Source organism: Pontibacillus sp. ALD_SL1 (genome assembly GCF_017355605.1).
This window is the reverse complement of sequence record NZ_CP062974.1, coordinates 2,677,002-2,696,420: the sequence shown is the minus strand read 5'-3', so window position 1 is coordinate 2,696,420 and position 19,419 is coordinate 2,677,002. Positions and strand designations below refer to the sequence as shown.

The following is a 19,419-nucleotide window of genomic DNA, read 5'->3' as shown; positions in this document are numbered from 1 at the left end:
CCATATGTTTGATGAGTTTTAGAGCATTGTCTATATGGCAGGCTCTCTTTTCTCTTTTCTATTATGGAATCTCATGGAGGTGCAAGAAAAATGACGAAGCAAAATACCATTCACATCCCCCTCCTTCCATTACGTGGACTATTAGTTTATCCATCAATGGTCATGCATTTAGATGTGGGTCGCGATAAATCAGTTAACGCAGTAGAGAAAGCTATGGTTCAAGACCATACGATTTTCTTAGCTGCACAGAAAGAAACAAATATTGATGAACCAACAGAGAATGATATATATCAAGTGGGAACAATGGCTAAGATTAAGCAAATGCTTAAGCTTCCAAATGGTACGATAAGGATCTTAGTAGAGGGATTGTATCGTGCGGAATTAGTCAACCATACTGATGATGAAGATGAAGAATTACTATTGGCTGAAATCAGGGAAATGGAGGAAACGCACGGGGAGAGCTTAGAAGAACAAGCCCTTATGCGAAAGCTCCTGGAACAATTCGAACAGTACATAAAAGTGTCTAAGAAGGTTAGTGATGAGACGCTTTCTTCTGTACAAGATATAGATATCCCTGGCCGCTTAGCTGATATCGTAACATCACATCTTCCTTTGAAGATTAAAGACAAACAACAAGTACTAGAAATGATCCATGTTCCAGATCGAATCGAGCATATTATTGATCTCATTAATAATGAGAAAGAAGTTATGCAACTTGAGAAGAAAATTGGTCAGCGTGTTAAGCGTTCAATGGAACGTACTCAGAAAGAATACTACCTTCGTGAACAAATGAAAGCCATCCAAAAGGAACTTGGTGATAAAGATGGCAAATCAGGAGAGGTTGAAGAGCTTAAAGCTAAGCTTGAAGAAGCTAATCTACCGGAAAGAGTTCAAAAAGTAGCCTTAAAAGAATTGGATCGATATGAAAAAATCCCTAGTAGTTCAGCTGAAAGCTCTGTAATCAGAAATTATATTGACTGGATCCTTTCTCTCCCTTGGACAGAACAGACCGAAGACAACCTGCACATCCCTCACGCTGAAGAAGTGCTTGATGCTGACCACTATGGTTTAGAGAAAGTGAAAGAACGAATCATTGAGTATTTAGCGGTACAGAAGCTTACAAACAGCATTAAAGGCCCGATTCTTTGCCTTGTTGGCCCTCCTGGTGTAGGTAAAACTTCTCTAGCCCGGTCTATTGCACGTTCAATGGATCGTAATTTCGTTCGGGCTTCCCTTGGTGGAGTCCGTGATGAAGCAGAAATTCGGGGACACCGTCGTACGTATGTCGGTGCTATGCCGGGTCGCATTATCCAGGGGATGAAGCGCGCTGAGACAGTTAACCCTGTTTTCTTATTAGACGAGATCGATAAAATGGCAAGTGATTTTCGTGGTGACCCATCTTCTGCTATGCTTGAGGTACTTGATCCTGAGCAGAACAGTACATTTAGTGATCACTTCATTGAAGAGACGTATGACCTTTCAAACGTTCTGTTTATCGCCACAGCAAATAATATGCAAACCATACCAGGTCCTCTTTTAGACCGTATGGAAGTGATCTCAATAGCAGGATACACAGAAGTTGAGAAACTTCATATTGCGAAAGAACATCTGCTCCCTAAACAGCTAAAAGAAAATGGCTTAAAGAAAAGCCAGCTTCAGTTCAGGGAGGACGGCTTACTTAAGCTAGTCCGCCAGTATACCCGTGAGGCTGGGGTTCGTGGATTAGAACGCCAAATTGCTGCTGTTTGTCGTAAAGCTGCTAAGATTGTGGTAGCAGAAGACAAGAAGCGTGTAGTTGTTACGGAGAAAAAGTTAGAAGAGCTGTTAGGAAAGCCAATTTTCCGTTATGGTCAAGCTGAGAAAGAAGACCAAATTGGAACAGCAACAGGTCTTGCGTACACGTCGGCTGGTGGTGACACTCTTGCTATAGAGGTTTCATTGTACCCTGGAAAAGGGAAGCTAACGCTCACAGGTAAGCTTGGAGACGTAATGAAGGAATCAGCTCAAGCAGCCTTTAGTTACATTCGCTCAAGAGCTGAAGAGCTTAACATCGACCCTGATTTCTATGACAAAAATGATATTCATATTCACGTACCTGAAGGCGCTACACCTAAAGATGGTCCGTCAGCTGGTATTACAATGGCAACTGCACTAGTATCTGCCCTTACTGAACGCCCTGTTCGTAAAGAAGTAGGAATGACAGGTGAAATTACGTTAAGGGGCCGTGTTCTTCCTATCGGTGGACTAAAAGAAAAATCTCTTAGTGCTCATCGTGCTGGGTTGACAACTGTCATTATGCCAGCGGAAAATGAAAAGGACCTAGAAGATATTCCAGAGAGTGTACGTGAAGGGTTAACCTATATCCCGGTTACTCATCTGGATCAAGTGTTAGAACATGCACTAGTAGAGGAGAAATAATTCATGAAAGTTAATCAAGCGGAACTTGTTATAAGCGCCGTTAGTCAGCAACAATATCCAGAAGATCCTATGCCAGAGATCGCTCTGGCGGGACGTTCTAATGTGGGGAAGTCGTCATTCATTAATAAAATGATTCAACGAAAAGCATTAGCGCGTACTTCTGGAAAACCAGGTAAGACCCAAACGCTTAATTTCTATAGAATAAATGAATCCTTCATGTTTGTGGACGTGCCTGGATATGGTTATGCAAAAGTCTCGAAAAAGGAAAAAGCGAAGTGGGGAAAAATGATGGAAGAGTATTTTTCCACACGTGAACGCTTGCGTATGGCGATGTTAATCGTTGATATTCGCCATGATCCTTCAGAAGATGATCAATTGATGTATGACTTCTTAAAGCACTATGAACTTCCTGTAACTGTAGTAGCTACGAAGTTAGACAAAATCAAAAAAGGTCAACGTGCCAAACAGCTTAAACGCATCATCGAGGTTCTTGAAATGGAAGAAGAAGATAAGCTTCTGCCATTCTCATCAGAAACGGGTGAAGGTAAAGATGAAGCATGGGGTATTATTAAGCCTTATCTAAAAAAATAGTGAAATAAAGAAGTCCTCTACATAAGTAGAGGACTTCTTTTGTATCTTTTATGTTTAACGAATACGTTTTTCATCAAATGCAGAAGGCTCGAAGCTGAGAGAATGTTTCCGTTAACTTTAGTTGAGTATAAGGCGGGCCTGGAAACCACTCGCTTTCCTGTGGGGAGCTGGTGAGCCTCCTCGCCCGGCAAAGCCGGTCTCCGGGGTCTCACCTAGGCTCTTCTGCCCACGGGAGTCTCGCAGTTTCCAGACCCACCTTTTCCATATTGAGAGATACGGAAACAACACACATGTAGATTGAATTAGGCATCAAAAACGCTCAAGCAGCGGGGCCGTTCCCGAACCACCTGCAAACGGAAACCTTATCTCCCCTAGGCTCCTATCTAGTTCCGGCGTGGAGGACCTAGCGAGACAAGTCATCTTTTTTACAAAGGCTAAACGCCTTTTCCAAAAAGCTGTCTTATCCAGCCCCACACGACGTGGGGTCGTTCGATGTTGTTACAGGGTGTGACGATCCTAGTCGAACTTCCTTTTATCTCTGGTCACCACGCCTACACTTTTAATTGTATAACTTATTTCTTTTTAAACCATAATAAGTATAATCCAAAACCGACTAAGAGTAGGGGCCAGAACGTTTCGATGAAGTGAACCACAACGTTAATCCAGTAGAACCAGCCTGGTTTATTGGAAGCGAATATAACAAATAGAGATAGGGTAATTAGAATGATAGCAGGAAATATTCCTTTTCGTGTTTTTTGGAACCTTAATAAAAAGGATAATCCGATAATAAGCGGGAAGATTCCCCAATGGTCGATCCAGAAGGAATAGTTACGTAGTCCGTGGAAGTGGATCCCTAATCCTAGTAGAACGCCGCCTGAAAATAGGGTGTCATACTCCATTGCTATATAGCTATGTAAAAGTAGGGCGATTCCGATAATCATTAAGATTGTAGGCCAAGAATAAAATTGGGTGAGCAATGGGATCTGGAATTCTCTTAAAAGAAAGTAGAGGCCAATTCCGATTAATAAGAGGCCACTGAATGTATTTTGTCGTTTCACTATGGTTTACCTCCTCTAAAAACAGCCCTCATTTCTTGCTAATTGAGGGTCATTGTGTTACGGTACTAACGGTATTTATTTCAAATTGCGATTCAGTTTTATATAGATATATCGTATCATAACCTTTCAATAACTGTTCACATTTTTATGAATTGAGACTTTGGTTCTCGTGTTATAATAGAAGCAGTGAGTATAAAGATGGACGTAGATTTTTGTAGTTTTTTTGGGGGTGAAGGTGTGCATATTTTAGTTGCAGGTTTAAATTATAAAACGGCCCCTGTTGAAATACGTGAAAAAGTAACCTTCTCAGAAGACGAATTGGCTAAAGCCATGGAAGCGTTAAATCAACAGAAAAGCGTGTTAGAGAATGTGATCATTTCTACGTGTAATCGTACGGAAATTTACGCGGTAGTGGATCAACTTCATACAGGGCGTTATTACATCAAACAATTTCTATCCCAGTGGTTCAATATTGATAAAGAGGAATTTTCACCATTCCTTTCTATTTATGAATCAGATGGAGCACTTGAGCACTTGTATCGCGTGACTTGTGGACTTGATTCAATGGTTCTAGGTGAAACTCAAATACTTGGGCAAATGAAACAAGCGTTTTTACGTGCTCAGGAAGCGGGTACTACAGGTACAATCTTTAATCAATTGTTTAAACAGGCAGTCACTTTAGCGAAGCGTTCTCATAACGAGACAGAGATTGGAGATAACGCAGTTTCTGTAAGTTATGCTGCTGTAGAACTGGCAAAGAAAATTTTTGGTGACTTAATGAATAAGCACGTAGTTATTTTAGGTGCAGGAAAAATGGGCGAGCTAGCTGCGAAGAACCTGCATGGATCCGGTGTGAAGCAAGTAACGGTCATGAACCGTACGTTTGAGAAAGCGGAGCAACTTGCAGCTCAGTTCCGTGGTCAAGCTAAACCAATTAGTGAGCTAAGTAGTGTGTTGGAAAAGGCAGATATTCTAATCAGTTCAACGGGTGCGAACGATTACGTGCTAACAAAGCAGCATCTAGAAGCAGCTCATAAAAAGCGTAAAGGGCTTCCTTTATTCCTAGTGGACATAGCTGTCCCACGTGATTTGGACCCTGCTATCGATGAACTGGATAGTGTCTTCTTGTATGACATTGATGATCTACAAGGAATCGTTGATGCTAACTTAGAAGCTCGCAAGGAAGCGGCTGAAGCGATCGAGGTAATGATTGAAGGCGAGATTGTAGCTTTTAAAGAATGGCTGCAGACCCTTGGTGTTGTTCCTGTAATCTCAGCTCTTCGTCAGAAAGCTCTTACTATCCAGGCAGATACCATGAAAAGTATCGAACGGAAAATGCCTGATTTAACAGAGCGAGAGAAGAAGGTTTTAAGTAAGCATACGAAGAGTATTATTAATCAGATGCTAAAACAGCCGATTTTACAAGCGAAAGAATATTCGGCTCAGCCTAATGCTGATCAAAGCCTTGATATGTTTATGCAGATCTTTGGAATCGAAGAGGAAGTTCAACAAGAAATACAAAAGCAAAATGAGAAAAACAGACAAGCCATCCTTGAATCTGATGGGAAATTTTCCTTTCAACCAGCATCGAATGTAGCTAATTCTTAGGAGAGGAATTTCCTTATGTTCGATCTTAAATGGTTATATGAACTGATCATTGTAATATATTGCTTGAGTTTAATCGGTTACTTTATAGATTTTATTCAAAATAACCGGAAGGCAAACCGTGCTGCCTTCTGGTTACTTTCTATGGTTTGGGTTTTACAAACCTTTTTTTTATTAGGACAAACATTATTAGAATCTCATTTTCCCATTGTCACCATATATGATGGTCTCTACTTTTATGCATGGATTTTAGTAACCTTTTCTCTTATCCTAAATCGTCTCTTCCGAGTAGATTTCTTTATATTCTTCACAAATGTATTAGGGTTCTTTATGATGATGCTTCATATCTTCACTCGTGCTCAGTATGACGCTACGGAAAAGGCGATGCGGCTGGTTAGTGAACTTTTGGCTACACATATTACATTAGCCATTATTTCATATGGATTCTTCACATTTTCTTGTATATTCTCGTTTATGTATCTATTCCAATATCGTTTGTTAAAGGAAAAGAAGTGGAGTAAAAGGTTGTTACGCTTAGGTGATTTGGGGAAATTGGATACGTTTTCTTATGTAGCTGTTATACTAGGGGTTCCACTCCTTTTAATTGCAATTATTTTAGGGCTCGTATGGGGGTACACCTCAGGGGATGAGTTTTACTGGTATGACTCCAAAACGTTAGGTTCGTTTGTTGTCTTACTGATTTACTTAATCTATTTATTCCTACGTGTTGTTAAAGGATACCAGGGACGAACCATGGCATTTTATAACACAGGAGCTTTTCTATTCTTACTAGTGAATTTCTTTTTATTTAGCTCTCTATCAAATTTTCACTTTTAAACGTTGTCAGGAGGAACTGTTATGCGCAAAATCGTAATTGGAAGCAGAAAGAGTCAATTGGCATTAACCCAAACGGATTGGGTTATTGAGAAACTGAAAGAAATCGCACCACAAAATGAATATGAAGTGAAAAAGATTGTGACTAAAGGGGATCAAATCCTCGATGTAACACTTTCAAAAGTCGGTGGAAAAGGCTTGTTTGTGAAAGAAATTGAGCAAGCTATGTATGATAAAGAAATTGATATGGCTGTTCACAGTATGAAAGACATGCCGGCAGAAACGCCTGAAGGGTTAACGATTGGATGTATTCCGATTCGTGAAGACCATCGTGATGCGTACATTGCAAATGACAATGTAGCGTTTCGTGATCTTCCTAAAGGTGCTATCGTTGGTACAAGCAGTCTTCGCCGTGCTGCGCAAGTATTGGCAGCAAGACCTGACTTAAAAATTAAATCAATACGTGGGAATATTGATACGCGTCTACGTAAATTAAAAGAAGAAGATTTTGACGCTATCGTCCTTGCAACAGCTGGTCTTAAGCGCATGGGCTGGTCGGATGATGTCATCACAGAATATTTAGAACCAGAAGTTTGTGTTCCGGCTGTTGGGCAAGGCGCGTTAGCGATTGAGTGCCGCGAAGACGACCGGGAAATCCGTGATTTGATGGACACGCTAAACCACGCGTATACACATCGTACGGTGATGGCAGAACGCACATTTTTAGATTTACTAAATGGTGGTTGCCAGGTTCCGATCGGAGGATATGCCTATCTAGAAGGAGACGATATTATCCTAACGGCTATGGTTGGTACTCCTGATGGCAAAACGATTCTTAAAGAAGAAGTTCGTGGCCAGGATCCATATGAAGTAGGACGTGAGGCAGCGGATAAGATAAAAGCTCGAGGTGGAGCTGAAATTATTGAAGCTGTGAGAGAGGAGCTCGATCAGTAATGTTTCCTTTAAAGGGGAGACGGATCTTAGTTACAAGATCTGCTGAGCAAGCGGCTTCTTTTACAAATTGTATTGAACAACAGAGCGGGATTTCAGTAGAAATTCCGCTTCTTTATTTTAAAAGCGTTCTGTCTGAAGAGAATTTGCATATACTCAGACATTTACATACCTTCAAGTGGATTATATTCACCAGTTCAAATGGTGTTCATTTTTTTATGGAGTTATGTGAGCGTTACCAAATACCGCTGTCCATTATAAAAGAAAGATCTATTGCTGCAGTTGGACGGAAAACGGCGAACACATTAGCCTATTACAATTTAAAAACAGACTTTATGCCTGATACATACACAGGAGAAGCGTTAGGGAAAGCTTTTTTAAATGAACGAGACAATGGAGCAGTATTAGTCGTTCAAGGCAATCTGGCCAGGCAGAAAGTTGTAGAAACCATTCAACCGTATATGGAAGTCGAAACAGCAATTATGTATGAAACGTGTGTAAATGTTAAAATAAAAGAGGTTTTTAATAGAACATTACAAGAAAATCAATTGGATGCCTTAACCTTTACAAGTCCTTCTACTGTAAAAGCCTTTAAACAGCTTATAGAACCTTCTCTGTTTGAAACCGTTCAATCCTTACTTTGTATGTGTATTGGACCTACAACTGAAAAGGAAGCTGAGCAAGCTGGGTTTACACATAGAATGATACCGGATCATCAAACAGTTGAAGGCATGTGTGAAGCGTTAGGAAGCTATTTTCGTGAGAAAGGAAATGATGATTAATGAGTGAATTACAATTTAAACGTCATCGTCGCCTTCGTACAACAGAATCAATGAGATCTCTTGTACGGGAGACCCATTTAAATAAAGAGGACTTAATTTTCCCTATATTTGTAGTAGAAGGGGAGAATATAAAGAATGAAGTTTCTTCAATGCCTGGGGTCTATCAAGTTTCGTTAGATCAGCTTACGGGAGAAATGCAGGAGTTAGAAAACCTTGGGATCCGTTCTGTAATTCTGTTCGGTGTGCCACATGAAAAAGATGAAAAAGGCACACAAGCATACTGTGAAACGGGTATTGTTCAAAGAGCAATTCGTCAAGTAAAGCAGGATGTTCCAAGCTTAACCGTTGTAGCGGATACTTGTCTTTGCCAATACACGGACCATGGACACTGTGGTGTCGTTCGTGACGGGGAAATTGTAAACGATGAATCTCTGGAACTTCTTGTCGAAACAGCGGTTAGTCAGGCGAAAGCGGGTGCAGATATCATTGCGCCATCCAATATGATGGATGGATTTGTTGCAGCGATACGTCGTGGTTTAGATGAGGCAGGATTTGTGAATACTCCTGTTATGTCCTATGCTGTTAAATATGCTTCTTCTTTCTATGGACCTTTCCGCGATGCGGCTCATAGTTCACCGCAGTTTGGAGATCGTCGTGCGTATCAGATGGATCCAGCCAATCGTCTTGAAGCCATTCGTGAGGCACAATCTGATGTAGAAGAAGGGGCGGACTTTCTTATTGTGAAGCCAGCATTGGCATATTTGGATATTATGAGAGAAATGAAAGACCGATATCCTTTACCAATTGTTGCCTATAATGTGAGTGGTGAATATTCCATGATTAAAGCGGCTGCACAAAATGGCTGGGTAAATGAAAAAGAAATTGTACTAGAGAAACTAACATCTATGAAGCGAGCTGGAGCAGATTTAATTATTACGTATTTTGCTAAAGATGTAGCTCGTTACTTATCTGAGTAATAAATAGAAAAAGGAGTGGTTGTCGTGCGTGAGATGAATCAATCAAAGGAAGCTTATCAGAAGGCAGTCGAGTATATGCCAGGTGGAGTCAACTCTCCTGTACGTGCTTCTAAGTCAGTGGGGATGGACCCAATCTTTATGGAAAAAGGGAAAGGTTCTAAAATCTATGATATTGATGGCAATGAGTATATCGATTATGTTCTTAGTTATGGACCATTAATTTTAGGTCATGCAGATGATCAGGTGGTCTCCCGTTTGAAGGAGATTACAGAACTTGGGACAAGCTTTGGTGCTCCTACAAAGTTAGAAAATGACTTGGCTGAACTTGTGATTGATCGTGTGCCGTCTATTGAAATGGTGCGCATGGTCAACTCTGGTACAGAGGCTACCATGAGCGCGCTTCGTCTGGCCCGAGGATATACAGGAAAGAATAAGATTCTTAAATTTGAAGGTAACTACCATGGTCATGGAGACTCCTTACTTATTAAAGCAGGTTCTGGTGTTGCTACTCTAGGCTTACCTGACTCACCTGGTGTGCCAGAAGGGATTGCTATGAATACCATTACAGTTCCTTATAATGATGTAGAAAGCCTTCGATATGCTTTTAATGAGTATGGTGACGACATTGCGGGTGTAATCGTAGAACCTGTATCTGGAAACATGGGCGTCGTTCCACCTAATGACGGATTTCTCTCAGAACTAAGAACGATAACTGAAGAACACGGCTCATTGCTTATTTTTGATGAAGTAATGACAGGATTCCGCGTGGATTATAACTGTGCTCAAGGCTATTATGGGGTTACTCCAGACTTAACGTGTTTAGGGAAAGTCATAGGCGGTGGTCTGCCGGTTGGCGCGTATGGTGGTAAGAAGGAGATCATGGAGATGATTGCTCCGACTGGTCCGATCTATCAAGCGGGAACCCTCTCAGGTAATCCACTTGCAATGGCGGCAGGGTATGAAACGTTGAATGCATTAACAGAAACCTCCTACCAGGAAATCAATAAAAAAGTTGACCGCTTAGTAGAAGGATTCACAGAAGCAGCTGAAGCAAACAACATTCCTCTAACGGTGAATCGTGCTGGGTCTATGGTTGCTTTCTTCTTCAACGATGGGGACGTGACAAACTATGATACAGCGAAAAAGTCTAACACAGATCTTTTTGCTCAGTACTACCGCGCTATGATTGAAGAAGGCGTTTATTTACCACCTTCTCAATTTGAAGGAATGTTCTTATCTACCAAACATACAGATGAAGACATTGAAAAAACAATTGAAGCGACTAAGAAAGCTTTTGCTTCTATACAGGCATAAATCGAACCCCCTCATCATGTACTAAGATGAGGGGGTTTTTCTATAGATCTACGTTTAGGCATAATTTTTTCTTCCCTCTCATATATCTAGAATGACATAGGCGCTCGTAAGGTCTTGCGTGTACATTGAAGGGAGGAGAAACGCTTGACATATGAAGAACAGAATGTGTTTAGCTTTCATTTAAATGAATCACTTTGGTTTAAAAGAGGACAGGAAGTTGAAGAGTTTATGGGCATCTCTCTTGAGCCGGATATATCCATTCAGGAATACGAGGACTCTGTATCTATACGAGGTGTGATTGAGCTTGGAGGGGAGTATTTCCGGTCTTCTGAGGATGCGGAAGGAGAAGAGGATCAGATCCTTTCTTTACGAGATCATGCTTCAAAGCGAACGATTGAGAATGTAGATCTCCATGATGATGGAGTAAGTGAGTTTTATCACCGTTTTCCTGTAGAAATTTCAATTCCAAAAAGTCGCATTCAATCGATGGATGAGGTGACAGTCAGTATCGATTCCTTCGATTATGAACTCCCAGAGAAAGGGCAATTAAAGTTGAATGCAACTGTCGCCATTCACGGAGTGAGTGAAGAAACAAGGGGAGAAGAAGTAGCGGAAGTGCCTTCACCTGAAGAGGTAGAACCAGAACCGTTTAATTTTGATGTAACCTATCAAGAAGACCATCAAGAAGTGATTGAAGCGGTAGAAGATAGAAATTCAGAGGAAGTAGAAGCTGAAGTGGAGGAAGAACAAGGTGAAGGAGAGCTAGTAGAACAAGAGGGAGGCCGTTGGAAATACAAGCAATCCCAGACATTCTCTGAGTTCTTTGGAAAAGTCGAAGATCAGTCTCAGGAAGAGGAATCTGAATCTGAGGAAGACATGAACGACTACCAGTTTGAAGAATCATCTGAAGAGTCGTCAGAAGAAAGTCGCGATGAAGAAGATACGCCTCAGGACGCTCGCTATTTAACGTCCATGTTTGAACGACATGATGAATCTTACGCAAAGATGAGAATGTGCATTGTTCAAGAAGATGATACGTTAGGGTCTATTGCTCATAAGTATAAAATCCCACCCACTCACCTCAGTCGTGTTAACAATTTAGGTGATGAAGATGTGAGTGCGGGTCAAATCCTTTATATACCTGCAAAAGCATAGATGCTCCACATATCCTGCAACGGCTTTCGTTGCAGGATTTTATGTAGGAGGAGTTTTAATTGATTTAGATACACTTGAAAATGAGGGAGAGTGAATAAATTGGAACAAGAGGTGGTGGATGTATTAGCTTCATACAGGCTATCTGCTTACGAGGTAGAAGTGCACTCTGATAAAATATATAAGGCATATACACCTGTAGGGCCTGTGGCGGTAAAGCGCTCTAGTTTAGATAGGCAAACAATTCAAGATTGGATTGAGGTTTATAGAAAAATAGAAAACTATCGATTTCAGCATGTGGCTCCATTATATATGACTTCTGAAAGGGAGCTCTTTGTCGAGCGTCAGGGAGCGATCTACTATGTGATGCCTTGGATTGAGACGCCAAATCGTGACACGCCCCCTTACCCGTTTGAGCAATTGTATAGAACGATTGGGCAGATGCACAGACGCTCACTCCATACCGAAGTTGTGAAGCGAGAAGATTACGAAGACCTGATGAACAATCGGAAGACACAATTGCAAAACTACAGGGATGTATTATCTAAGTGGGTGACTACGTTTGAACAGCGGCACTATATGCCTCCGGTTGAATTACAAATCTGCACACACTATCGTGATCTTGATAAGGTGTGCGAAATAGGGATGGAGTGGTGTGATCGCTTTTTGGATGATCTGGAAGAGGATAAACAAATTCGTACAGCTCTTATTCATGGGAACGTTAAGCCTTCACATTTCCTATACGATGATTCAACTCCGTATCTATTAAATTGGGAGCGTTCCAAGACCTATTACCCTGTTTATGATATTACGACGTATTTTTATCATGTATTACGTTATCATGACGCACCTGTAAATCAACTTATATCAACTTTCTCTTACTATGAAGAGGAACTTCCTTTACTGAACAGCGAGCGATGTTTACTTGCTTTATTCCTTTTAAATCCAGAACCGTATATTCACCAAGTTGAAACTTATGTAAATGGCGCCCAGGCGAACGGGCAACCTTTTCTTGTACAAAAATTAGAACGATCTTATTATGTTTTGCGACATGCAATGGACGTTCAGGAACAAATTGAACAGGCAAGAGTGTACCAAGAGCAACAAGCAGAGAATAGTTAAATCCATTCTAGATGGAAAGCGAAGTATAGACCAATTAAGATGCCCAGTAGAAAAACATCGAACGTAGTGGGAAAAAGGAGTGTACGAACGAGTTGGAAACACGCAATCGGCAATACACAACGTTCAATAATGATTAACCATTGTCGACACCAGGGTGGCAACTTGTAACGATAGAAACGTGCCAAAAGGTATAACCTCCTTTATTGCTTTTCTTTAGTATATGTCCATAGAGGCTGTCAGTGTGACTGAAAAAGTTGCTTAAATAGGTTGACTAAACATAGTGAATGTGGATAAAATAACAAGTACAAGAAAATCGATAAATGCCGTGAAGGGGAAGAGTATGAGAATGTAAGCCTTTCAGAGAGGGAATCGTTAGCTGAGAGATTTCCAGGTCCTTGCACTCAGAAGGTCGCCCCAGATGCAGTCTCTTTGAAACCGATAGTAGAAGAGACCGGAGAATACTCCGTTACGTAAGTAAAGTGTGTAGATGACAGGTGTCGTCTATAAAATAAAGGTGGTACCGCGAATCCATTTCGTCCTTTTCTAAGGATGAAATGGATTTTTTTGTGTAACTCCCCTTCCGGTATGCGCGATAAAGGAGGAACTCGTATGGAGAATCATGAAGTATCTCTTCCAACGAAATATGACCCAAATGCGATTGAAAAAGGTCGCTATGATTATTGGGTAGATGGCAAATTTTTTGAAGCAAAAGATGACAAGAGTAAAGAACCTTTCACAGTTGTCATTCCACCCCCAAACGTAACAGGTAAATTACACCTTGGACACGCATGGGATACAACATTACAAGATATTATTACACGTGTGAAGCGTATGCAAGGTTACGATGTACTATGGTTACCTGGTATGGATCACGCTGGTATTGCTACCCAAGCGAAAGTAGAGGCGAAGTTAAAGGAACAAGGTACCTCCCGTTATGACCTGGGCCGCGAACAATTCCTTGAGAAATCTTGGGAATGGAAAGAAGAATATGCAACATTCATCCGAAAGCAATGGGAGAAGCTTGGTTTAGGCTTAGATTACTCTCGTGAGCGCTTCACATTAGATAACGGTCTATCTGATGCCGTTCGAGAAGTATTCGTAACCCTTTATGAGAAAGACTATATTTACCGCGGCGAATACATTATTAACTGGGACCCGACCACTAAAACGGCTCTTTCTGATATTGAAGTAATCTATCATGATGTTCAGGGACACTTCTACCACATGAAGTATCCATTAGCTGATGGATCAGGTCATATTGAGATTGCAACAACACGTCCAGAGACGATGCTAGGGGATACAGCTGTTGCGGTTCATCCTGAAGATGATCGTTATAAGCATTTGATTGGTAAGAAAGTAACCCTTCCTATCGTTGGTCGCGAAATTGAAATCGTAGGCGATGACTATGTTGATATGGAGTTTGGTAGCGGAGCAGTGAAGATTACACCTGCTCACGATCCAAATGACTTTGAAATTGGAAACCGTCATGATTTAGAGCGTATTCTTGTTATGAATGAAGATGGAACGATGAACGAAAATGCTGGCAAATATAAAGGCATGGATCGTTTCGAATGCCGTAAACAGCTTGTTAAAGATCTACAAGAAGAAGGCATTTTATTCGAAATTGAAGAGCATATGCATTCTGTTGGACACTCAGAGCGTAGTGGTGCTGTTGTAGAACCATACCTTTCGACACAGTGGTTCGTAAATATGGAGCCATTAGCGAAGGAAGCGATTAGCCTTCAAGAAGGAAACGATAAAGTTAACTTCGTTCCAGATCGATTTGAGAAAACATACCTAAACTGGATGGAAAACATCCGTGACTGGTGTATTTCACGTCAGCTATGGTGGGGGCACCGTATTCCGGCCTGGTACCACAAAGAAACAGGTGAACTGTATGTAGGTCGTGAAGAGCCAGAAGATATTGAGAACTGGGAGCAAGATAACGATGTATTAGATACATGGTTCTCCTCTGCGCTTTGGCCATTCTCTACAATGGGCTGGCCAGATGAGGCTAATGAAGACTATAAGCGTTATTTCCCTACTGACGTCCTTGTTACGGGTTATGACATTATCTTCTTCTGGGTATCTCGTATGATCTTCCAATCCATTGAATTCACAGAGCGTCGTCCATTTAAAGACGTACTGATTCATGGTCTTGTAAGGGATGCTGAAGGACGCAAGATGAGTAAGTCTCTTGGAAATGGTGTCGATCCGATGGATGTTATTGATAAGTACGGTGCTGATTCTCTGCGTTACTTCTTAGCGACAGGCTCAACACCAGGTCAGGATCTACGCTTCCAATGGGAAAAAGTAGAGTCTACTTGGAACTTTGCGAATAAGATATGGAACGCATCTCGTTTCGCCCTTATGAATATGGATGGGATCACTAATGAAGAAATCGACTTAACAGGTGAGAAATCTGTAGCGGATTACTGGATTCTAACTCGTTTAAACGAAACGGTTGAACAAGTAACGCGCAATGTTGATAAATACGAATTTGGTGAAGCGGGACGTCACTTATACAACTTTATCTGGGATGACTTCTGTGATTGGTACATTGAAATGGCGAAGCTCCCTCTTTACGGTGAAGACGAAGCTAAGAAGAAGACGACTCGTTCGATCCTCGCTTATGTATTGGATAACACAATGCGCATGCTTCATCCATTCATGCCGTTCATCACAGAGGAAATCTGGCAGGCACTTCCGACTAAAGGTGAATCCATTACGGTAGCGAGCTGGCCAGAAGTACGTAAAGACCTTCACCATGAAGAAGCGTCTGAACAAATGAAGCAGCTTGTAGCGATCATCCGTTCTGTTCGTAACATCCGTGCAGAAGTAGACACACCGATGTCGAAACAAATCCAGTTGATGATTAAAGCAAACACAGATGAAATAGCGGAACAGCTAGAAGCAAATCGTCATTATTTAGATCGCTTCTGTAACCCTAGTGAGCTTATAATTGATGCAAATCTAACAGCTCCTGACAAGGCAATGTCTGCTGTTATTACTGGTGCTGAACTTTATCTGCCATTAGAAGGCTTAATTGATATCGAGGAAGAAATTGCTCGCCTCCAAAAAGAACGTGAGAAATGGGATTCTGAGGTACAGCTTGTACAGAAGAAACTCTCTAACGATAAATTTGTAAACAAAGCTCCTGAACATATTGTTCAAGCTGAGCGCGATAAAGAGCAGGACTATATCGACAAACGTGATAAAGTGGACGCTCGTATCAAAGAGCTCAAGTCCTAATAAGAAAACTCCGTCTAGTAACGAACTAGACGGAGTTTTTTAATTCGGTGTAGATATGATTCATATATTTCTCTACGATATTGATGGAGCTCTTTGCGCTAAGCGTCCGGCTACCAACCACATCTTCTATTTCATTTAAGAGTAGGTTTCCCTCCTCATCGAATAAGAAGTCAATTCCCACCATTCCAAATGAGAAAAGGCTAATGATGCGCTCGATGTGAGTTTTTTCCTTCGGTGATAAAGGATATAGTCTGGCAGTGCCTCCAAGAGTATAATTTGCTTTAAAGTCAGATGAGCTCTCTCTTAGTATGGCAGCTACAATTTCTTGTCCCACTACAAACACCCGTAAATCTTTCCCAAGAATAGGGGCTGGTTGTTGGAGGATGAGATCTTGGCCTTTCAACGTCGGAGCAAGTTCTGAAGCCTCCTCAACAGAATCGATCCAGTGAACATCTTTTCCTCCTCTTGAATCAACCTTTTTTATGATATAAGGGTAGGGGAGTGGAGCTTCTGTTGGATTGAAATCAACGCCCTTCAGAAAAAAGGTTTCCATCATCGGTATATTGTGAGGGGCCAGGTATTGATGTGTTTTCCATTTGTTGTTACATATTTCACTTACATGGGAAGAATTGAACGTCTTCACTCCTAACTCTTCGAAATGAAGCGTAAGTATAGAATCAATAGTCCTTATAATAGCGAATGAAGGCAAAGAAGCTTCCTCGCCTTGTAAGAGTAAAACAGGACGGCTATTTCGAAGGCCTATGGTGATCTTTTCTTTTGGTACAAAAGTAAGTTGTAGCCCCTTCTGCGTGGCTTCTTCAATCATCCATTTGATAAAGGCCTGATTTCGGCCTGCATCTTGATCGGAATAGATGAGCCATCCGTTCATGTATCTTTCTCTCCTTCCTTACTTTGCTGTTCAATCACATACTCGATCATCTTTTCAGCCACATTAATGCCTGTGCATTCATAAATATTTCGAATTTGTGCATTGCCATTTACTTCGCAAATAACCGGCTGTTCCTCTTCATCATAAAGAAGGTCTACACCACAAAAGGCTGTACCTATCGCTTTACTTGCTCTAATTGCGAGTTCTTTCTCTGCATCAGAAGAGGAATAGGGCTCCATTTTACCACCCGTTGTTACGTTCGCTCTGAAGTCATGTTCAGAGTAACGGAGCATTGAAGCAACGACCTTCTCACCGACAACATTGAGACGAACGTCCCGTCCATAACTAGCTGAGATGAACTGCTGAAGCATGAATGGACGATTGTGGATGGTTTTTAGTTTTTCCATCATTTTTTCTTTCGTATGTACGAGATAGACTTGCTCACCAAAGGAACCATACGCTTCTTTTATAATAAGCGGGAAGCCTAGTTTTTCTCCTTCATTAACAAGGTGGGTTAAATGTAAATCATCTGTCTTTATGAAAATCTTAGGTCCTAAAATCGTTTTCGGTATAGGAAGTTGTTTTTGAGCTAACCGTTGATACATAACACCTTTATGATCACATGCCTCAATCGCATCAGCTGAATTGTACACCGGTATACCCATTGATTCTAGCTGGCGGGCAAGAAGAACATCTTTGTCTCCAAAGATGACAAAATCAGGGCGTGTGTCTGTAGAGGCACCCACGATGCTCCTATCTTGACCAGATAAGGTACTTAAAAGTTCATGATTGGGATAAATGGTCATCGAGATCCCTTTTTGATGCGCAGCTTCTTGAACAAGTTCAGCGTAATCAAGAAATTTAGGGCTTTTCAGGTGTCCGTTATAAACAATCCATCCATGCATAGGATCACTCCTTTAATTAATGAGTTATGTTGATTGTTGATTATTAAGTAGGTATAGGTCCGTTATCAAATGCCCTGGCTTTATTAAAGCTAACGGAAACGTTCTCTATCGATAGTGACTCAGCTCCGATACTATATGACCTGTCTTTGGAACCTGTCCTATTTTAGGATAAAATAAGGATGAAATGGAGGTTCGCATATGTTTACGACAATGGAACAAATCAATCAATTTTTTAATGACCGAAAAGGGTTAGGGATTAAACCTGGTTTTGGTCGTATGATAAACATGCTTGAAGCATTAAACAACCCTCATAAAGATATAAAAGCGGTTCATATCGCTGGTACGAATGGAAAAGGCTCTACACTTGCTTTTATGAAGGGAGCTTTAATCGACCAGGGGTTTCGTGTGACTAGCTTCGTATCACCGTCTTTTGGTTCTGTACGAGAGCACATTTTTCTTCAAAACGAACCCATTTCTGAAGAACGCTTTATCCATTATATCAATACCCTTTATCCTGTTGTGAAGGAATTGGATGAAAATGAAGATGGTCCTTCAGAATTTGAAATTCTCGTCATGGTGGCGATTCTTTTTTCACGTGACGATTCCACCATTAGTTTATTTGAAACCGGAATGGGGGGGAGTGGTGATTCTACAAATGTGCTCGAACCTGTCCTTAGTATCATTACAATGATTGATCTTGATCATACGGCTTTTCTAGGGGACACGATTGAAGCGATTGCTTCTCAAAAGGCAGGGATTATTAAAAATCGGACTCCTATCGTCTCAGGTGTTACACAAGTTGAAGCAAAGCAGGTTGTAAAAGATTATGCTGTAAGGAACAATGCTCCCCTTTATCAATGGGGAGAAGCGTTTTACATAAGTGAGAAGGATGAGGGCTATTCCTTTATGTCTCAAGATCTGGTACTCGAAGGAATTCGTGTTTCCCTTCCAGGCAAACATCAACAAAAAAATAGTAGCCTTGCGCTAATGGGGCTCTCACTACTTAAAGGAGTGAATAGTGAAGAGGCAGCCAACTCCTTTCAGAAGGTGAAGTATAGTGGTAGATTTGAAACGATTTCCTCGAAACCTACCGTTATCATAGATGGTGCTCATAACTTGTCAGGTACAGAGTCGTTAATCGATACAGTCAATCAGAGCTATCCTCATAAGAAGAAAACGTTGTTATACACCGCGCTCAAAGACAAGCCTTTAGCTCAAATGATCCCGTTATTAGAAGAGGCATTTGATGAAGTTGTGTTCACCACTTTTCAAAACATGAGATCTTCTACCCCTGAGTACCTTGCTTCCTTCTCTACAACTGCTGACCCTAAAATAGTTTCAAATTGGGAGAAGTACATTGATGAAATTTGGGAAGACCTTAATGAAGATGTCCTAGTTATTGCCGGCTCTCTATACTGGCTTCCAATGGTTAAGGAGTATGTAAATAGAAAGAAAAATAAATAAGAACAACTATTCAGAAATTTTTGAACGAATAGGTGTTATGTGCTAATATAAAAGTATTAGTTTTTTCTAAAAATTACCTTTAATAAGACTTAAATAGTGTATGAG

The 19,419-nt window shown here is 41.0% G+C and carries 16 protein-coding genes and 1 other annotated feature; of the genes, 12 read left to right on the top strand and 4 right to left on the bottom strand.

Annotation, left to right across the window (positions count from 1 at the left end; translation table 11 throughout):
• The first annotated feature begins 90 nt into the window (after positions 1–90).
• Positions 91–2,418, top strand: coding sequence for an endopeptidase La (gene lon, locus IMZ31_RS13730; RefSeq protein ID WP_207527881.1), 2,328 nt, complete (start codon positions 91–93; stop codon positions 2,416–2,418).
• Positions 2,419–2,421: 3 nt separating this feature from the next.
• Positions 2,422–3,009 (top strand): ribosome biogenesis GTP-binding protein YihA/YsxC, encoded by a 588-nt coding sequence (gene yihA / locus IMZ31_RS13725; RefSeq protein WP_207527880.1) that lies wholly within the window; start codon positions 2,422–2,424, stop codon positions 3,007–3,009.
• A gap of 572 nt (positions 3,010–3,581) precedes the next feature.
• Here yihA and IMZ31_RS13720 read toward each other — a convergent pair.
• Positions 3,582–4,067: a LiaI-LiaF-like domain-containing protein gene (locus IMZ31_RS13720; protein ID WP_207527879.1), complete on the bottom strand. Its 486-nt coding sequence runs from the start codon at positions 4,065–4,067 to the stop codon at positions 3,582–3,584.
• A 237-nt stretch (positions 4,068–4,304) separates the two neighbouring features.
• Between IMZ31_RS13720 and hemA the strand changes: the two genes are divergently transcribed.
• The 8 genes from hemA to IMZ31_RS13680 all read left to right on the top strand — a co-directional run bounded on the left by hemA (position 4,305) and on the right by IMZ31_RS13680 (position 12,804).
• Complete coding sequence (hemA, locus tag IMZ31_RS13715; protein ID WP_207527878.1) at positions 4,305–5,675, top strand: glutamyl-tRNA reductase; 1,371 nt, start codon at positions 4,305–4,307, stop codon at positions 5,673–5,675.
• 15 nt (positions 5,676–5,690) lie between these two features.
• The gene (ccsA, locus tag IMZ31_RS13710; RefSeq protein ID WP_207527877.1) at positions 5,691–6,509 is read left to right on the top strand and encodes a cytochrome c biogenesis protein; all 819 of its coding nucleotides are present in this window, start codon (positions 5,691–5,693) and stop codon (positions 6,507–6,509) included.
• Between the two features lie 21 nt (positions 6,510–6,530).
• Entirely contained in the window at positions 6,531–7,460 is a 930-nt protein-coding gene (gene hemC / locus IMZ31_RS13705; RefSeq protein ID WP_207527876.1) for a hydroxymethylbilane synthase, read from the top strand.
• The gene (locus tag IMZ31_RS13700; protein WP_207527875.1) at positions 7,460–8,239 is read left to right on the top strand and encodes a uroporphyrinogen-III synthase; all 780 of its coding nucleotides are present in this window, start codon (positions 7,460–7,462) and stop codon (positions 8,237–8,239) included. Before hemC ends, IMZ31_RS13700 begins: the two co-directional genes overlap by 1 nt.
• Positions 8,239–9,216, top strand: a complete 978-nt coding sequence (hemB, locus tag IMZ31_RS13695) for a porphobilinogen synthase (RefSeq protein ID WP_207527874.1) — start codon at positions 8,239–8,241, stop codon at positions 9,214–9,216. Before IMZ31_RS13700 ends, hemB begins: the two co-directional genes overlap by 1 nt.
• A gap of 33 nt (positions 9,217–9,249) precedes the next feature.
• A complete protein-coding gene (gene hemL / locus IMZ31_RS13690) occupies positions 9,250–10,530 on the top strand; it encodes a glutamate-1-semialdehyde 2,1-aminomutase (RefSeq protein ID WP_371825505.1) in 1,281 nt (426 codons plus the stop codon).
• A gap of 144 nt (positions 10,531–10,674) precedes the next feature.
• Complete coding sequence (spoVID, locus tag IMZ31_RS13685) at positions 10,675–11,685, top strand: stage VI sporulation protein D (protein WP_207527872.1); 1,011 nt, start codon at positions 10,675–10,677, stop codon at positions 11,683–11,685.
• A gap of 99 nt (positions 11,686–11,784) precedes the next feature.
• The gene (locus tag IMZ31_RS13680) at positions 11,785–12,804 is read left to right on the top strand and encodes a phosphotransferase (protein WP_207527871.1); all 1,020 of its coding nucleotides are present in this window, start codon (positions 11,785–11,787) and stop codon (positions 12,802–12,804) included.
• Here the strand turns inward: IMZ31_RS13680 and IMZ31_RS13675 are convergent.
• On the bottom strand, positions 12,801–12,989 hold the full coding sequence (locus tag IMZ31_RS13675; RefSeq protein ID WP_207527870.1) for a hypothetical protein: 189 nt from the start codon (positions 12,987–12,989) through the stop codon (positions 12,801–12,803). The genes IMZ31_RS13680 and IMZ31_RS13675 overlap by 4 nt on opposite strands.
• A 131-nt stretch (positions 12,990–13,120) precedes the next feature.
• Positions 13,121–13,348: a binding site (T-box leader), on the top strand.
• Between the two features lie 65 nt (positions 13,349–13,413).
• Between IMZ31_RS13675 and IMZ31_RS13670 the strand changes: the two genes are divergently transcribed.
• Positions 13,414–16,056: a valine--tRNA ligase gene (locus IMZ31_RS13670; RefSeq protein WP_207527869.1), complete on the top strand. Its 2,643-nt coding sequence runs from the start codon at positions 13,414–13,416 to the stop codon at positions 16,054–16,056.
• Positions 16,057–16,081: 25 nt separating this feature from the next.
• On the opposite strand, the gene IMZ31_RS13665 is transcribed toward IMZ31_RS13670, so the two are convergent.
• Positions 16,082–16,945, bottom strand: coding sequence for an ATP-grasp domain-containing protein (locus tag IMZ31_RS13665; RefSeq protein ID WP_207527868.1), 864 nt, complete (start codon positions 16,943–16,945; stop codon positions 16,082–16,084).
• Entirely contained in the window at positions 16,942–17,850 is a 909-nt protein-coding gene (locus tag IMZ31_RS13660; RefSeq protein ID WP_207527867.1) for an ATP-grasp domain-containing protein, read from the bottom strand. Before IMZ31_RS13660 ends, IMZ31_RS13665 begins: the two co-directional genes overlap by 4 nt.
• Positions 17,851–18,048: 198 nt before the next feature.
• On the opposite strand from IMZ31_RS13660, the gene IMZ31_RS13655 reads away from it, so the two are divergent.
• A complete protein-coding gene (locus IMZ31_RS13655) occupies positions 18,049–19,314 on the top strand; it encodes a bifunctional folylpolyglutamate synthase/dihydrofolate synthase (RefSeq protein ID WP_207527866.1) in 1,266 nt (421 codons plus the stop codon).
• Positions 19,315–19,419: the final 105 nt, after the last annotated feature.

Bases quoted from the DNA above. Each gene is read 5' to 3' on its own strand.
- hemC (WP_207527876.1), top strand. From the start codon at position 6,531: ATGCGCAAAATCGTAATTGGAAGCAGAAAGAGTCAATTGGCATTAACC.
- hemB (WP_207527874.1), top strand. From the start codon at position 8,239: ATGAGTGAATTACAATTTAAACGTCATCGTCGCCTTCGTACAACAGAA.
- hemL (WP_371825505.1), top strand. From the start codon at position 9,250: ATGAATCAATCAAAGGAAGCTTATCAGAAGGCAGTCGAGTATATGCCA.
- IMZ31_RS13670 (WP_207527869.1), top strand. From the start codon at position 13,414: ATGGAGAATCATGAAGTATCTCTTCCAACGAAATATGACCCAAATGCG.
- ccsA (WP_207527877.1), top strand. From the start codon at position 5,691: ATGTTCGATCTTAAATGGTTATATGAACTGATCATTGTAATATATTGC.
- IMZ31_RS13700 (WP_207527875.1), top strand. From the start codon at position 7,460: ATGTTTCCTTTAAAGGGGAGACGGATCTTAGTTACAAGATCTGCTGAG.
- IMZ31_RS13665 (WP_207527868.1), bottom strand. From the start codon at position 16,945: ATGAACGGATGGCTCATCTATTCCGATCAAGATGCAGGCCGAAATCAG.
- IMZ31_RS13660 (WP_207527867.1), bottom strand. From the start codon at position 17,850: ATGCATGGATGGATTGTTTATAACGGACACCTGAAAAGCCCTAAATTT.
- lon (WP_207527881.1), top strand. From the start codon at position 91: ATGACGAAGCAAAATACCATTCACATCCCCCTCCTTCCATTACGTGGA.
- IMZ31_RS13655 (WP_207527866.1), top strand. From the start codon at position 18,049: ATGTTTACGACAATGGAACAAATCAATCAATTTTTTAATGACCGAAAA.
- yihA (WP_207527880.1), top strand. From the start codon at position 2,422: ATGAAAGTTAATCAAGCGGAACTTGTTATAAGCGCCGTTAGTCAGCAA.